Origin of the sequence: Streptomyces cyanogenus (genome assembly GCF_017526105.1) — a bacterium.
Classification (GTDB): domain Bacteria; phylum Actinomycetota; class Actinomycetes; order Streptomycetales; family Streptomycetaceae; genus Streptomyces; species Streptomyces cyanogenus.
In genome coordinates this window covers 743,362-756,428 of the sequence record NZ_CP071839.1, presented here as the reverse complement: position 1 = coordinate 756,428, position 13,067 = coordinate 743,362, and the positions used below count along the sequence as shown (strand labels likewise).

Genomic DNA, 13,067 nt, shown 5'->3' with positions numbered 1-13,067 from the left:
CCCTGAGCACCGCTCGGCCACGGCCGCGCAACCCTGCGCCGGCTCGCCACAGGGCCCTGCGCCGGCTAGCCGCGGAACCCTGCGCCGGCTCGTCGCGGAACCCTGGGCCGGCTCGTCGCGGAACCCTGGGCCGGCTCGTCGCGGAACCCTGGGCCGGCTCGTCGCGGAACCCTGGGCCGGCTCGTCGTGGAACCCTGGGCCGGCTCGCCACAGAGCCCCGCGCCGGCTTCCCGCCGAGCCCTGGGCCGGCTCCTCGCAGAGCCCCGCGTCGGCTCTTCGCAGAGCCCCGCATGGGCTCCCCGCATAGCCCCGCGCCGGCTCGCCACATAGCCCCGCACCAACTCCAAGAGGCCCCTTGCGTGACGCGCGTAGAACCAGCACTGGCGTGCGGTAGGTTTTACGTATAACCTCGTCCGCTAACCAGCCCCGTCCGGAAGGTCAGCATGCGCCGCCTCGCCCTGGTCACCCTCGTCGTGCACGACTACGACGAGGCTATCCGCTTCTACACGGAGGCCCTGGGGTTCCATCTCGTCGAGGACGCCCCGCGCCCCGACGGCTCCCGCTGGGTCGTCGTCGAGCCCGGTGACGGCCTGGGCACCGGTCTGCTGCTGGCCCGCGGCAAGGACGCCGGCCAGCGGGCCCGGGTCGGGGACCAGACCGGCGGGCGCGTCGGCTTCTTCCTGCACACCGACGACTTCGCCCGCGACCACGCCCGGATGACCGCGGCCGGCGTGACCTTCCTGGAAGAGCCGCGCCACGAGCCGTACGGCACGGTCGCCGTCTTCCAGGACCTGTACGGCAACCGCTGGGACCTGCTCCAGCCCGCCGGACACTGACCCACCACCGCACCACCTGCCGAGGAACGAAACGACCATGACCGCGTCCCGCATCGACTCCGAGACCCTCCGCCGGCTCCCCAAGGCCGTCCTGCACGACCACCTCGACGGCGGCCTGCGCCCCGCCACCGTCGTCGAACTCGCGGACGCGGTCGGCCACACCCTGCCCACCACCGACCCCGACGAGCTGGCCGCCTGGTACTTCGAGGCCGCCAACTCCGGCGACCTGGTCCGCTACATCGCCACCTTCGAGCACACCCTCGCCGTCATGCAGACCCGCGAGGGCCTGCTGCGCACCGCCGAGGAGTACGTCCTCGACCTCGCCGCCGACGGTGTCGTCTACGCCGAGGTGCGTTACGCGCCCGAGCTGAACACCAACGGCGGGCTGACGATGAGCGAGGTCGTGGAGACCGTCCAGGAGGGCCTCGCCGCCGGCATGGCGAAGGCCGCGGCGGCCGGCACCCCGGTCCGGGTCGGCACCCTGCTGTGCGGCATGCGGATGTTCGACCGCGTCCGTGAGGCCGCCGACCTGGCCGTCGCCTACCGGGACGCCGGTGTCGTCGGCTTCGACATCGCCGGCGCCGAGGACGGTTTCCCGCCCGCCGACCACCTCGCCGCCTTCGAGCACCTGCGCCGCGAGAACGTGCCCTTCACCATCCACGCCGGCGAGGCGCACGGTCTGCCCAGCATCCACCAGGCCCTCCAGGTGTGCGGCGCCCAGCGCATCGGCCATGGCGTCCGCCTCACCGAGGACATCCCCGACCTCGCGTCCGGCAAGCTCGGCCGGCTCGCCTCCTGGGTGCGCGACCGCCGTATCGCCCTGGAGATGTGCCCCACCTCCAACCTGCAGACGGGCTGCGCCACCTCGATCGCCGAGCACCCGATCACCGCCCTGAAGGACCTGGGCTTCCGGGTCACCCTGAACACCGACAACCGTCTGGTGTCGGGTACGACGATGACGCGCGAGATGTCCCTGCTGGTGGAGCAGGCGGGCTGGACCGTCGAGGACCTGCGCACGGTCACCGTGAACGCCCTCAAGAGCGCGTTCATCCCGTTCGACGAGCGCAAGGCCCTCATCGAGGACGTGGTTCTGCCGGGTTACGCGGCCGCGCTCTGAAGCAGCCCCCTGAGGTAGGCGGCCTGTCCGACGTGCTGGAGGTCGTCGGACAGGACGCTCACCAGGCGGACCCCCAGCGACACCGGGGGATCCCAGCGCTCGTCCACGATGCGTTCCAGGTCCTTGGCGGCCAGCGAGCGCAGGGCGCCGAGGGTCTGCTCGTGGACGGCGTCGTAGTACCCGGTCAGCAGGTCCGCCGACTCGACCCGCACCTTCGCGACTTTGGCGGGGGTGTGCCCGTAACCGGTGTCGTGCCGGGGCAGACCGAGGCCGAACCGCTTCTCCCAGCCCTGGGAGAGCCACACCTGGTCGAGCTCGAACGCGTCGGCGACGTGGTCGTCCTGTACCCGGGTGAGGTGCCAGACCAGCCAGGCGATGGAGTTGGCGCCGGGGGCCGGACGGTGCTGCAGTTCGTCCGGGCCGAGGCCGTCGAGGGCGGCATGGACTTCTTCCTGGATACGGCCGTAGCCGTCGATGAGGATGTCCTTTGCATGCATACCGTCCACCATCGCAAACCGCCGCCGCTCACGCGTCCGGAACCCAGCTTCCGCGGAAGCCCGGCGGGTGCCCCAGGGGAAGTCGTCCGGCGGCCCTGTGCTGGGCCCGTTGTGCAGCAAGCGACCGTTCGGCTCGCGCGGTACACGGCCGGCAGTAGGCCGTCGGTTCCTCGGTGACCTGTGCGAACTCCCCCTTGGGGAGCGCAAGGTGACGGGGTGTCGGTGTGGCCGTCCCCCGGGCCGCCGCCGGTCGGCCGGACGTACCGGTGAGCGTGCCCGCCGCCGTGCGTCCGGCCGGCATCAGGAGGGCTGGGCCCCCTCCGGGGGTGGTGTCAGGCCCTCTGTTTCGAGCAGGGTGACGAGCGCCCGGGCGGCCGGACTCGTGGCCCGGTCCGGCGGCAGCAGGGCGACCGTCTCGTACTCCGCCTCGATCGGGCCCTTCAGCGGGAGCGCCGCGAGCGTCGGCCGCTTGTGCCGGAAATGCCGGGGTACGACGGCGATCCCCAGATTCTCGTCCACCAGGTCCAGCAGACTGTGCACGTCGTTGACCTCCAGCGCGACCGTGCGCCGGATGCCGGCCGCGGCGAACGCCGCGTCGGTGGTGCGGCGCGGACCCCAGTCGGGGTGGAAGTCCACGAACACCTCCCCGGCGAGGTCGTCCGGGCCGAGCACGGCCGGGGCCGCGGCCAGCCGGTGGCTCGGGTGGCACAGCACGGTCATCGGCTCGCTGGTCAGTGCCACCGAGCGCAGCTGGTCGGTGTCTGCCTGGGTGCGGTAGGCGAACGCCAGGTCGAGCCGCCCGGCCGCGACCTCCTCGGCCAGCGCACCCGAGCCGGCCTGCCGCAGCCGGATCTCCACATCGGGGTGCCGGCCCCGGAAGGCCGCCAGCAGCCGGGCCACGTGCACCCCTGCGATGCACTGCTCGGTGCCGAGCGCCAGCGTGCCCCGCAGCACGCCCTGCACCGCGGCCACCGCCTCGTGCGCGGAGCGCACCTGCGCCAGGATCCGCTCGGCCTCCACCAGCAGCGCCCGCCCCGCCTCGGTGAGCGTCACCCTCCGGGTGGTCCGCACGAACAGCGGGGCCCGCAGCTCCCGCTCAAGGGCCCGGATGGACGCGGACAGGCCCGACTGGGACACCATCAGGCGCTCGGCGGCCCGGGTGAAGTGCTGGTCCTCGGCGACCGCGACGAAGTGCTGGAGGTGGCGCAGTTCCATGATTGAGAAGCCTATCCGCTGAATCTCATCGGATTCTCCTGTTGGACCGCTGTCCACCGTGCGGGGAAGAGTGGAACCGGTAGATCGTGTGCCCACCCCTCTGGAGTCCCGTTGTACACCGCACACCCCGACCGCTACGCCGACATGCCCTACCGGCGGACCGGACGCAGCGGCCTGAAACTCCCCGCCCTGTCGCTCGGCCTGTGGCACAACTTCGGTCCCGACCGGCCCGTCGAGACCCAGCGGGCCGTCCTGCGCCGCGCCTTCGACCTCGGCGTGACCCACTTCGACCTGGCGAACAACTACGGGCCGCCGCCCGGCGCCGCCGAGTCCGCCTTCGGCGAGGCGCTGAAGGCGGACTTCGCCCGCCACCGGGACGAGCTGGTGATCTCCACCAAGGCCGGTTATCTGATGTGGCCCGGCCCGTACGGCGAATGGGGCTCGCGCAAGTACCTGTTGTCCTCGCTCGACCAGAGCCTGAAGCGGATGGGCCTGGACTACGTCGACATCTTCTACTCGCACCGCTTCGACCCGGACACTCCCCTGGAGGAGACGATGGGCGCCCTGCACACGGCGGTGCAGCAGGGCAAGGCCCTCTACGTCGGCGTGTCCAACTACTCCGCCGAGCAGACCCGCGAGGCCGCCCGCATCCTCGGCGAACTGGGCACCCCGCTCCTCATCCACCAGCCGCGCTACTCGATGCTCGACCGGCGCCCCGAGGACGAGGGCCTGCTCGACGCCCTGGACGAGCTCCAGGTCGGCTCCATCGCGTACTCCCCGCTGGAGCAGGGCCTGCTCACCGGCCGCTACCTCGACGGCATCCCCGAGGACTCCCGGGCCGCGAGCGACAGCCCGTTCCTGAACTCGGACGCGGTCACCGAGGACCTGGTCGCCCGGCTGCGCGCGCTGGACGAGATCGCGAAGTCGCGCGGCCAGACCCTGGCCCAGCTCGCCCTTGCCTGGGTGCTGCGCGGCGGCCGGGTGACCTCCGCCCTGGTCGGCGCGAGCAGCGCGCGGCAGCTGGAGGACAGCGTCGCGGCCATCCGCGCCCTGGACTTCGACGCCGACGAGCTGGCGCGGATCGACGCGATCGTCCGGCCGTAGCGCCGGACGATCGGGGGAGGGCCGGGTCAGGCGCCCGCCGGCACCCGGTCCAGGAACCCCAGCACCTGCCGGATGCGCCCCTCGCCGTCCAGCGTGACCACGTCGAACCCGGCCACCGGCGCCGAGCCGTCGGACGGGTTCACCAGCTCCCAGCCGAAGCGCGCGGTGTCGTGGTGCCCGTCGACCGCGCCCAGCGGACGGAACACGAAGCCCGGGAACTGCTCGTGGACGCCCGCGATCACGGCCGCGATCCCGTCGTGGCCGCGGACGTCCGCGAGGGGGTCGGTGTAGCCGCCGTCCGCGGTCCACGCCGCGGCGACGGCCTTCTCGACGGCCTCCTGCCCGGTGGCGTTCCAGGCCTCGAAGTAACGGGCTGCGGCGTTCTCGTAACGGTCGGTGTGCACGGCCATGGCGAAGCATCCTCCATCGAGGTCGTCTCTGCTGGTCAGGGTTGGGATCGCGGGTTCGCCGATCCGGTGTGACCACCATGCGGGAGGAACGGCCGCCGGGTCGATTACCTCCGGGGTCATGTCCGGACGGCCGTACGGCCGCCATATTTCCGGCCAGAGCGGGCGCGGAATATGCCAAGAGACTGGCTGGAAAGGCATGGTGACAGTGATTCAGCAGTGAACATACTCGTCTGTGAGGACTTCACTTCCAGCGAGGTTCCGCTCACGCACCGCACATGAGCCGCACCGAAAGCGAGTCCCGCCGGCAGGCGAAGACGCGACGGGGGAGTGTGCATGCACGACGAGTTCCTGTGCCATGTCACCGCGTACGGCACCTGCGGCGGCCGGCGCATCGGAGTGCCCCTGGGGACCTACCGGGCGCCCACCCTGGCCCTCGCCCTGTGGTGGCTGCGCGACCGCGCGAACTGGATCGCCGACCGGCTCGACCCGCAGCCCGAGGCGGAGCAGTTCCCGGCCGGCTCGCTCGTCCCGGTCGCCGGCACCGTGCCCGACGTGCCGGCCGTGCTGCGCGCCTGGTGCGGCGACCCGGACCAGCAGGAGCTGGTCGCCGACGAGTTGGCCGCGGGCAGGCTGGTGCGGATCGCGACCGGCGACGACACCACCGAGTACGAGCTGCTGGCGGAGTCCGTCGACGCGCTGCGCATGCAGCGGACCGTCCCGGTCCTCGTCGTACCCGTCGCCTGACCGGCCGTCCGCGGTCGCCGTGCGGGGCGCCCGAGTCGACGAATCGGTAGAATTCCGGCATGCGTGCTGGTGGTGCCGTCCGTGTTCCCGGGGTGCGTGGCCGCCCGGCCGCCGCGCCGGTGCGAGCCGGTCCCGAGCCTGAGGCGGGCGGGCGATGAGCGCCCCCGGATTCCGGCCCACGCACGTCGTCCCGCCGCACGGCCTGCCCGCCTGGGAGGCCCCGGACCCGGCGCGGCCCACCGTGCCCCTGGACCCGTTGCTGCCGGTTCAGCTCGTGGAGCGGCGCGGCGACTGGGGGTACATCCGCTGCGCCAACGGCTGGGCCGCCTGGGTCGACGGCCGCCTCCTCGTCGCCGTACCCGACGACCCGCCCGCCGGCGGCGAACCCCACGGCACCGCCGATCCGCGCCCCCTGCTCGCCCGCGCCGAGCAGGCGCTGGCCGACTACCGGGCCGCGGTGGAGGACCTGGCGGCCGGGAGCCTGGACGGCGAGGCCTTCGAGACCCGCACCCGGGGGCTGCGGATCGGGCTGGTGGTCGACGGCGTGTCCATGTGGCTGTACGACCCGCAGGAGGAGCGGTGGCTGTACGGCGACGGACGGCGGCTGAGCACCTACGCCGCCGACCGGTCGGTGGACGGGGCGGACGACACCGGCCACGCCCCCACCCGGCTCGTCGCGCCCGAGGGTGAGCGCTGATGGCCGGCGAGACCAGCCTGTTCGCGGGCCGCCCCTCGGGGGAGCTGGTCGGCCGGCGGGTGGCGGGCTACGCGATCGAGAGGGAGATCGGGCGCGGTGGCATGGCGGTCGTCTACCGCGCCCACGACCTGCGCCTGGACCGTACGGTCGCGCTGAAACTGCTCGCCCCGGAACTGGCCCGCAACGACACGTTCCGCAAGCGCTTCATCCACGAGTCCCAGGTGGCCGCGGCGATCGACCACCCGCACATCGTGCCGGTCTTCGAGGCCGGCGAGACCGACGGGGTGCTGTACATCGCCATGCGGTACGTCCCCGGCAGCGACCTGCGCCACCTCCTGGACGTGCGAGGCCCGCTGCCGCCGCCGGACGCGGTGCGGATCGCCGGCCAGGTGGCCTCCGCCCTGGACGCCGCCCACGAGCACGGTCTGGTCCACCGGGACGTCAAGCCCGGCAACATCCTGGTCGCCGAGGGCACCGACAGCGACCACCCGGAGTACGTGTACCTCACCGACTTCGGGCTCACCAAGAAGTCGCTGTCCCTGACCGGGTTCACCAGCGTCGGCCAGTTCGTCGGCACCCTCGACTACGTGGCCCCCGAGCAGATCTCCGGCCGCCCCGTCGACGGCCGCTGCGACGTCTACAGCCTGTCCTGCGTCGTCTACGAGACCCTCACCGGCCGCCCCCCGTTCCAGCGCGAGGACGACATGGCCCTGCTGTGGGCCCACCAGTACGACGAGCCGCCCCCGCCGAGCGGGACCCGCCCCGGTCTCGCCGCGGCCGTCGACCCGGTCTTCGCCAAGGCCCTGGCCAAGAGCCCGGACGCCCGCCACGACACCTGCCTCGCCTTCGTCGCCGCCCTGCGCGCGGCCCTGGCCGTCGGGCCCGCGGACGGTGGTCCGGAACCGGGCCGCCCGGAAACCGCACCCCGGCCACCGGCCTGGGCCGACCCGGTGTTCGGCTTGCGGGCCGCGCGGTTTCCCGGCACACAATAGTGTCAATGTGCAGCCAAACGCATCAAAACGGGCTTGACGGATTGTCTGAGTGAAGCCGCGCATCGCCACGGGGAGCACCTGCGCGACGGGAAGTAGGGCTCGTGAGCGTCGAACCTCCCTCCTCCGGCCGTCCCACCGGGCCGCCCTCCGGCCCGCTGTCGGGCTCGTCCCGACCGCCCGCCGGCCCGCCCCCCTCCCAGCCGCCGTCCGGCGGCTATGGGGGCAAGGAGCCGCACGGCCCCTGGTGGAAGTCGGTGCCCCGGGTGGCAGCGCTCACCGCGGCCCTGGTCGCCGCCGTGGTCCTCGGGGTGTTCTTCACCCATCCGGGCGGCGGCGGATCCACCGCGCGCGGCGAGGTCTTCCTGGAGGCCGCCAACAGCACCGGCCAGGACCCGTTCACGGAGTCGACCGCGACAGAAGGCACCACCCCGACCGCGCCGGGGAAGACCACCACCACACCCGGGAAGACGACCACCTCGCCCGGGAAGGGCACCACGCCCCCCGGCCGGGGCACCACCTCCCCGGGGCAGACCACCCCCGCCGCCCCTCCGCCCACCGGCCCGTCCGAGGTCCGCGGCGTGCAGGGCGGCGCGCCCGGCCTGTACAGCGGTGTCCGCAAGACCGCCAGCTGCGACGTCGAGAGGCAGATCAGGGCCCTGCAGGCCGACCCGAGCAAGAACCGGGCGTTCGCCTCGTCGATCGGCGTGCAGCCCGCCGGCGTCTCCGCCTACCTCCGCTCCCTCACCTCGGTGCAACTGCGCGCGGACACCCGCGTCACCAACCACGGGTACCGCGACGGCAACGCCACCAGCTACCAGGCCGTCCTGCAGAGCGGTACCGCGGTCCTGATCGACGGCCACGGCGTGCCCCGGCTGCGCTGCGCCTGCGGCAACCCGCTGAAGGAGCCGGTCGCCCAGCACACCGCTCCGCGGCTGGTCGGCCAGCGCTGGTCCTCGTACCAGCCCGCGAACGTCGTCCTGGTGCAGCCCGCCCCCGTGATCGTCAACGTCTTCGTGATCTACGACTCCCACCACCACGAGTGGCTGCACCGCCACCGCGGTGACGACACCGGCCGGCACGACCAGCGCGGCAAGCCGCCGAAGGACACGCGTCCGTGGGTCCCGGCACCGTGCGTGACCGGGAAGGGCTCCGGGTCGCCCTGCCCACCGACGTCGCCCAACGCCAGCCCCTCGCCGTCCCTCTCGTCCCCCTCGTCCTCCACGTCCCCGTCGTCCTCGTCGTCGTCGCCGTCCTCGCCGTCGTCGAAGTCGTCGTCGCCGTCGTCGCCGTCGTCGGAGTCGTCCTCGCCCTCCTCGAAGTCGTCGTCGCCGTCCTCCGAGTCCTCGACCTCGTCACCGTCCTCGAAGTCGCCGGAGTCGTCCCCGCCCTCGGAGTCGAAGTCGTCGTCGCCGTCGTCGGAGTCGTCCTCGTCCTCCGAGTCGAAGCCGGCCTCGCCCTCGTCGCCGGAGACGAGCGCACCGTCGAGCGAGAAGAGCCCGGCGACCGAGACGCCGTCGGCCCAGCCCTCGTCCGCCGAGACGTCGGCTCCGTCGGCGGGATCGCCCTCGCTGGAGAAGCCCGCTGTCACGCCCCCGTCCTCGGCCCCCTCCGCGCCGGCACCCGCCGAGACCGCGGCCCCCCAGACCGGCGGGCAGTCGCAGGCGCCGCAACAGCAAGAACAGCAGCAGGAGCAGCCGTCGCAGTGACTCTCGCCACTGTGCGCGGTGGGCGAACAGATCGGGTGGACTGCTGTGCCGGACTCGGGGTACGAGGACTGGTGCAACATCGACCGGCCGGACCGGGTTTTCCGAGAGAGACAGTATGACCGAGCACCTGGGCGGGGCAGTGATACCGACTGGTTTCGACGTACCCGTGGAACCACTGCGGCGAGCGGCGCACTACACCGGTGAACCCGGGTGCATCGCCGACGCACGCGCCTTCGCGTCCCGGTTTCTCGAGCAACTGCGCACCGAGTGGTGCGCCACCGCCGACGGCCGGACCGACGGCGAGCTGCTGCTCATGGTGAGCGAGCTGGTCACCAACGCCGACCGGCACAGCAACGGGCCGTACATCCTGGAACTGGAAGGCACGGACGCCGCGGTAGTGGTGTCCGTGTACGACAGCAGCAGCGCCCTGCCCCGCCGCTTCCCGAAGGACCCCCAGCGGATCGGGCGGCACGGTCTGGAGATCGTGCACGCCCTGGCCTCGCAGGTCACCGTCGAGCGCGTACCGGTGGGCAAGCGCGTGCGCGCGGTCTTCGAGCTACGGCGGGCCTGAGAGCGGGGTGCCCGGCGTCAGGCGCAGCCCAGCTCGCCGAGCATCCCCTCGCGCAGCCGGGAGATGATCCGCTTGATCAGCCGGGAGACGTGCATCTGCGAGCAGCCGAGCAGCTCCCCGATCTCCGCCTGCGTGGCCTCTTCCACGAACCTCAGGTGGATGATCCGGCGGTCGCGTTCGCTCAGCTCCGCCATCAGCGGGGCGAGTGCGTGGAAGTCCTCCACGAGCTGCAGCCCCTCCTCCTCGACACCGATGAAGTCGGCGAGCACCGCCTCGCCGTCCTCGGGGCCGTCGCCGGTGAGCGCCGCGTCCAGGGAGGCCGAGTTGTAGCCGTTGGAGGCGAGCTGGGCCTCGACGACCTGCTTCTCGGAGAGGTTCATCAGCGTGGCCAGCTCGGCGGTGGTCGGATCGCGGTCCAGCCGGCTGGACAGCTCCTCGCGCGCCTTGGCCAGCTCCACCCGCAGCTCCTGGAGCCGGCGCGGCACATGGACGGCCCAGGTGGTGTCCCGGAAGAACCGCTTGATCTCGCCGACGATGTACGGCAGCGCGAACGAGGTGAACTCGACCTCGCGCGCCAGTTCGAACCGGTCGATGGCCTTGATCAGACCGATCATGCCGGTCTGGACGATGTCCTCCATGTCGTCCCCGCGGCCCCGGAACCGCCCCGCCGCGAACCGCACCAGCGACATGTTCATCTCAATGAGGGTGTTGCGCGCGTACTGGTACTCGTGCGTGCCCTCTTCCAGCTCCGCCAGCCGGCGGAAGAACTGGCGGGACAGCTCCCGCGCGTCCCGTGGGGCGATGGACGTCGGATCCGCGATACCAGGCAGTGATCCCTCGCCCGTCCTGTCCTGCTCGGTCTGTTCCATGACCTCTGCTTCCGACCGGATCCCGGCGGCGGTGTTCATTACCTCTCCCACGAAAGTCACGGTTCGACGTCCGCCTCGACAGCATGTGCCGGATGCCCGGCACAGCTCGTACAGCTCACCAACCCCGGGTACCCCCTGAACCCGCGGTCCATGCATGCCGTCGAGGCGCTCACGGCGCGGGTACCCCCGGTGACGCGACGCATGCACCGGCCGTTCCGCACTGGCGGGAAACGACCGGTCCGAGCCGCCGACCGGCCGCGATTTCCCTCAGGGCGCAATACCGGGCCCTTGTCCCCGACCGTACCGCTTCTAGGCTGACGGGATGAGCAACCCGGTGAGCGACGAAGCCCGAGTGGTCCCTCTCCGGCCGGCACCCGCCCGGCCGGCCGCGCCGGAGACCGAGCCCGCACCCAGAGAGCCCCTCTGGCGGGACCTGGTCGGCGAGGTGCTGCGCCGCGAGCGGCAGGCGCAGGAACGCACGCTCAAGGACGTGGCCGACGCGGCCCGGATCTCACTGCCCTACCTGTCCGAGATCGAGCGGGGCCGCAAGGAGGCCTCGTCCGAGGTGCTCGCCGCGGCCGCCCACGCGCTGGGCCTGGGGCTCGGGGACCTGCTGTCGCTGGCGCACGGCGAGCTGGCCCGGCGCACGGTCGAGCGGCGCAGGTCCGCCGCCGCGCCGCACCGGCCCTACCGCGGGCTCTGCCTGGCCGCCTGACCGGCTGCCCGCCGTCGCCTCTCAGGGCCGCAGCCCCTTCACCCGTTCGAGTGGGCACGCACGGGACCGATGAGTTTCGCGGCGCGGCGCGGTCGATACCCATGACCGCGTTCCACGCGCCGTTCGACGTCCCAGGAGGAACTCATGACCACCGACGGATTCACCACGTGTCTCTGGTTCGACGGCCAGGCGGAGGAGGCCGCGCAGCACTACGTGTCCGTCTTCGAGAACTCCCGCATCGGCCGGGTCGTCCGGTGGGGCGAGTCCGGTCCCGGTCCGGCCGGTTCCGTGCTGACCGTGGAGTTCACCGCCAACGGCCAGAAGTTCGTCGCGCTCAACGGCGGTCCGGAGTTCAGGTTCAACGAGGCGATCTCCTTCCAGATCCTGTGCGCCGACCAGGACGAGATCGACCACTACTGGACGAAGCTCACCGAGAACGGCGGCGAGGGCGGCCCGTGCGGCTGGCTCAAGGACAAGTACGGCGTCTCCTGGCAGGTCGTCTACGCCCCGCTGCTCGACATGATCGGCGACCCGGACCCGGAGAAGGCCGCGCGCGCCACCAAGGCCATGATGGGCATGGGCAAGCTGGACGCCGCGGCCCTGGAGCAGGCGTACGCCGGCGAGCAGGGTTGAGGCCCGGGCGCCGTCACCGCGTCCCGGCCTCGGCGAGGATCTCGGCGATCACATGCCGGGAGTTCTCCGCCAGGGCCGGGTTGGTGTCCTGGTAGTACGGCAGCTGGATCAGCGAGATCGACAGGGCCCAGCCCCGCCCGCGCGCCCACTCCGCGTCCCCGGCGCCGACGGCCGCACGGAAGGCGTCCCGGGCGGTGGCGGGCAGCAGGTTCCAGGCCACGATCAGGTCCACGGCGGGGTCGCCGACCCCGGCGGTGCCGAAGTCGATGACCGCGCTCAGCCGTCCACCGTCGACCAGCACGTTCCCCGGGGACAGGTCCGCGTGCGCCCAGACCGGCGGGCCCGCGTGCGCCGGGGCCCGCAGCGCCTCCTCCCACAGGGCCGTCACGGCCGCGGTGTCGATCCGTCCGGTGAGCCGGGCGAGCGCCGCCCGGGTCGGCTCGTCCCGGACGGCGAGCGGCACGCCCCGGGCGGCCGCCGGACCGTCGTGCGGGTCGATCCGGCGCAGCGCACGCACGAATCCCCCCAACTGCCCGGCGAGCAGCTCGGGTTCGGCCACGGCCCCCGCGACCGGATTACGGCCCTCCAGCCAGCGGTACACGGACCAGGGCCACGGGAAGTCCGCATCGGGTCCGCCCGTCCCCAGCGGCTCGGGCACCGCCACCGGCAGCAGCGGACCGAGCCGGGGCAGCCAGCGCTGCTCGTGCGTCACGTCCGGCGCGGCGGCGGGGCGTCGGGGGAGCCGGACCACGAGGTCGCCGCCCAGCCGGAACATGGCGTTCTCGGTCCCGGAGGACGCCAGACGCCGCACGGGCAGCGCCGCCCACTGCGGGAAACGGCGGGCGATCAGGCGCTGGACCAGCGGGGCGCCGACGGCGATCTCGTCGGTGTGCATCCGCTGCGGGTGCGGGTGCTGCGGTGTGTCGCTGTGGAAGGCACTCATCGAGGCTCATCCCAGCGC

At 72.7% G+C, this 13,067-nt stretch carries 14 protein-coding genes and 1 pseudogene; 10 read left to right on the top strand and 5 right to left on the bottom strand.

Going from position 1 to position 13,067, the window contains the following annotated elements; translation table 11 throughout:
• Window positions 1–443: 443 nt before the first annotated feature.
• Window positions 444–836 carry a VOC family protein gene (locus tag S1361_RS03340; protein ID WP_208030347.1) on the top strand — a complete coding sequence of 131 codons (393 nt, stop codon included), beginning with the start codon at window positions 444–446 and terminating at the stop codon, window positions 834–836.
• Window positions 837–873: 37 nt separating this feature from the next.
• On the top strand, window positions 874–1,953 hold the full coding sequence (locus S1361_RS03335) for an adenosine deaminase (RefSeq protein WP_208030346.1): 1,080 nt from the start codon (window positions 874–876) through the stop codon (window positions 1,951–1,953).
• On the opposite strand, the gene S1361_RS03330 is transcribed toward S1361_RS03335, so the two are convergent.
• Both S1361_RS03330 and S1361_RS03325 read right to left on the bottom strand, forming a co-directional pair.
• Window positions 1,935–2,450, bottom strand: a complete 516-nt coding sequence (locus S1361_RS03330; RefSeq protein ID WP_208030345.1) for a mycothiol transferase — start codon at window positions 2,448–2,450, stop codon at window positions 1,935–1,937. The two genes, S1361_RS03335 and S1361_RS03330, sit on opposite strands and share 19 nt — an antisense overlap.
• 300 nt (window positions 2,451–2,750) lie before the next feature.
• The gene (locus tag S1361_RS03325; protein WP_208030344.1) at window positions 2,751–3,665 is read right to left on the bottom strand and encodes a LysR family transcriptional regulator; all 915 of its coding nucleotides are present in this window, start codon (window positions 3,663–3,665) and stop codon (window positions 2,751–2,753) included.
• A 111-nt stretch (window positions 3,666–3,776) separates the two neighbouring features.
• Between S1361_RS03325 and mgrA the strand changes: the two genes are divergently transcribed.
• The gene (mgrA, locus tag S1361_RS03320) at window positions 3,777–4,769 is read left to right on the top strand and encodes an L-glyceraldehyde 3-phosphate reductase (RefSeq protein WP_208030343.1); all 993 of its coding nucleotides are present in this window, start codon (window positions 3,777–3,779) and stop codon (window positions 4,767–4,769) included.
• Between the two features lie 26 nt (window positions 4,770–4,795).
• Here the strand turns inward: mgrA and S1361_RS03315 are convergent, their stop codons facing one another.
• Window positions 4,796–5,179, bottom strand: a complete 384-nt coding sequence (locus S1361_RS03315; protein ID WP_208030342.1) for a nuclear transport factor 2 family protein — start codon at window positions 5,177–5,179, stop codon at window positions 4,796–4,798.
• A 333-nt stretch (window positions 5,180–5,512) separates the two neighbouring features.
• On the opposite strand from S1361_RS03315, the gene S1361_RS03310 reads away from it, so the two are divergent.
• From S1361_RS03310 to S1361_RS03290, 5 genes and pseudogenes are all read left to right on the top strand, one after another.
• Window positions 5,513–5,923: a hypothetical protein gene (locus S1361_RS03310; RefSeq protein WP_208030341.1), complete on the top strand. Its 411-nt coding sequence runs from the start codon at window positions 5,513–5,515 to the stop codon at window positions 5,921–5,923.
• A gap of 154 nt (window positions 5,924–6,077) precedes the next feature.
• Window positions 6,078–6,620: an SH3 domain-containing protein gene (locus tag S1361_RS03305; RefSeq protein ID WP_208030340.1), complete on the top strand. Its 543-nt coding sequence runs from the start codon at window positions 6,078–6,080 to the stop codon at window positions 6,618–6,620.
• On the top strand, window positions 6,620–7,612 hold the full coding sequence (locus S1361_RS03300; protein WP_208030339.1) for a serine/threonine-protein kinase: 993 nt from the start codon (window positions 6,620–6,622) through the stop codon (window positions 7,610–7,612). The genes S1361_RS03305 and S1361_RS03300 overlap by 1 nt, the downstream gene beginning before the upstream one ends.
• Window positions 7,613–7,713: 101 nt before the next feature.
• Window positions 7,714–8,943 (top strand): annotated as a pseudogene (locus S1361_RS03295) (DUF6777 domain-containing protein); the annotation flags it as partial.
• A gap of 490 nt (window positions 8,944–9,433) precedes the next feature.
• On the top strand, window positions 9,434–9,889 hold the full coding sequence (locus S1361_RS03290) for an ATP-binding protein (RefSeq protein ID WP_208030338.1): 456 nt from the start codon (window positions 9,434–9,436) through the stop codon (window positions 9,887–9,889).
• A gap of 17 nt (window positions 9,890–9,906) precedes the next feature.
• Here the strand turns inward: S1361_RS03290 and S1361_RS03285 are convergent, their stop codons facing one another.
• The gene (locus S1361_RS03285) at window positions 9,907–10,797 is read right to left on the bottom strand and encodes an RNA polymerase sigma factor SigF (protein WP_208036423.1); all 891 of its coding nucleotides are present in this window, start codon (window positions 10,795–10,797) and stop codon (window positions 9,907–9,909) included.
• A gap of 283 nt (window positions 10,798–11,080) precedes the next feature.
• On the opposite strand from S1361_RS03285, the gene S1361_RS03280 reads away from it, so the two are divergent.
• Together S1361_RS03280 and S1361_RS03275 are read left to right on the top strand one after the other, a co-directional pair.
• Window positions 11,081–11,473, top strand: coding sequence for a helix-turn-helix domain-containing protein (locus S1361_RS03280; RefSeq protein ID WP_208030337.1), 393 nt, complete (start codon window positions 11,081–11,083; stop codon window positions 11,471–11,473).
• A 144-nt stretch (window positions 11,474–11,617) separates the two neighbouring features.
• Window positions 11,618–12,106: a VOC family protein gene (locus S1361_RS03275; protein WP_208030336.1), complete on the top strand. Its 489-nt coding sequence runs from the start codon at window positions 11,618–11,620 to the stop codon at window positions 12,104–12,106.
• A gap of 13 nt (window positions 12,107–12,119) precedes the next feature.
• Here the strand turns inward: S1361_RS03275 and S1361_RS03270 are convergent, their stop codons facing one another.
• A complete protein-coding gene (locus S1361_RS03270) occupies window positions 12,120–13,001 on the bottom strand; it encodes an aminoglycoside phosphotransferase family protein (protein ID WP_208036422.1) in 882 nt (293 codons plus the stop codon).
• Window positions 13,002–13,067: the final 66 nt, after the last annotated feature.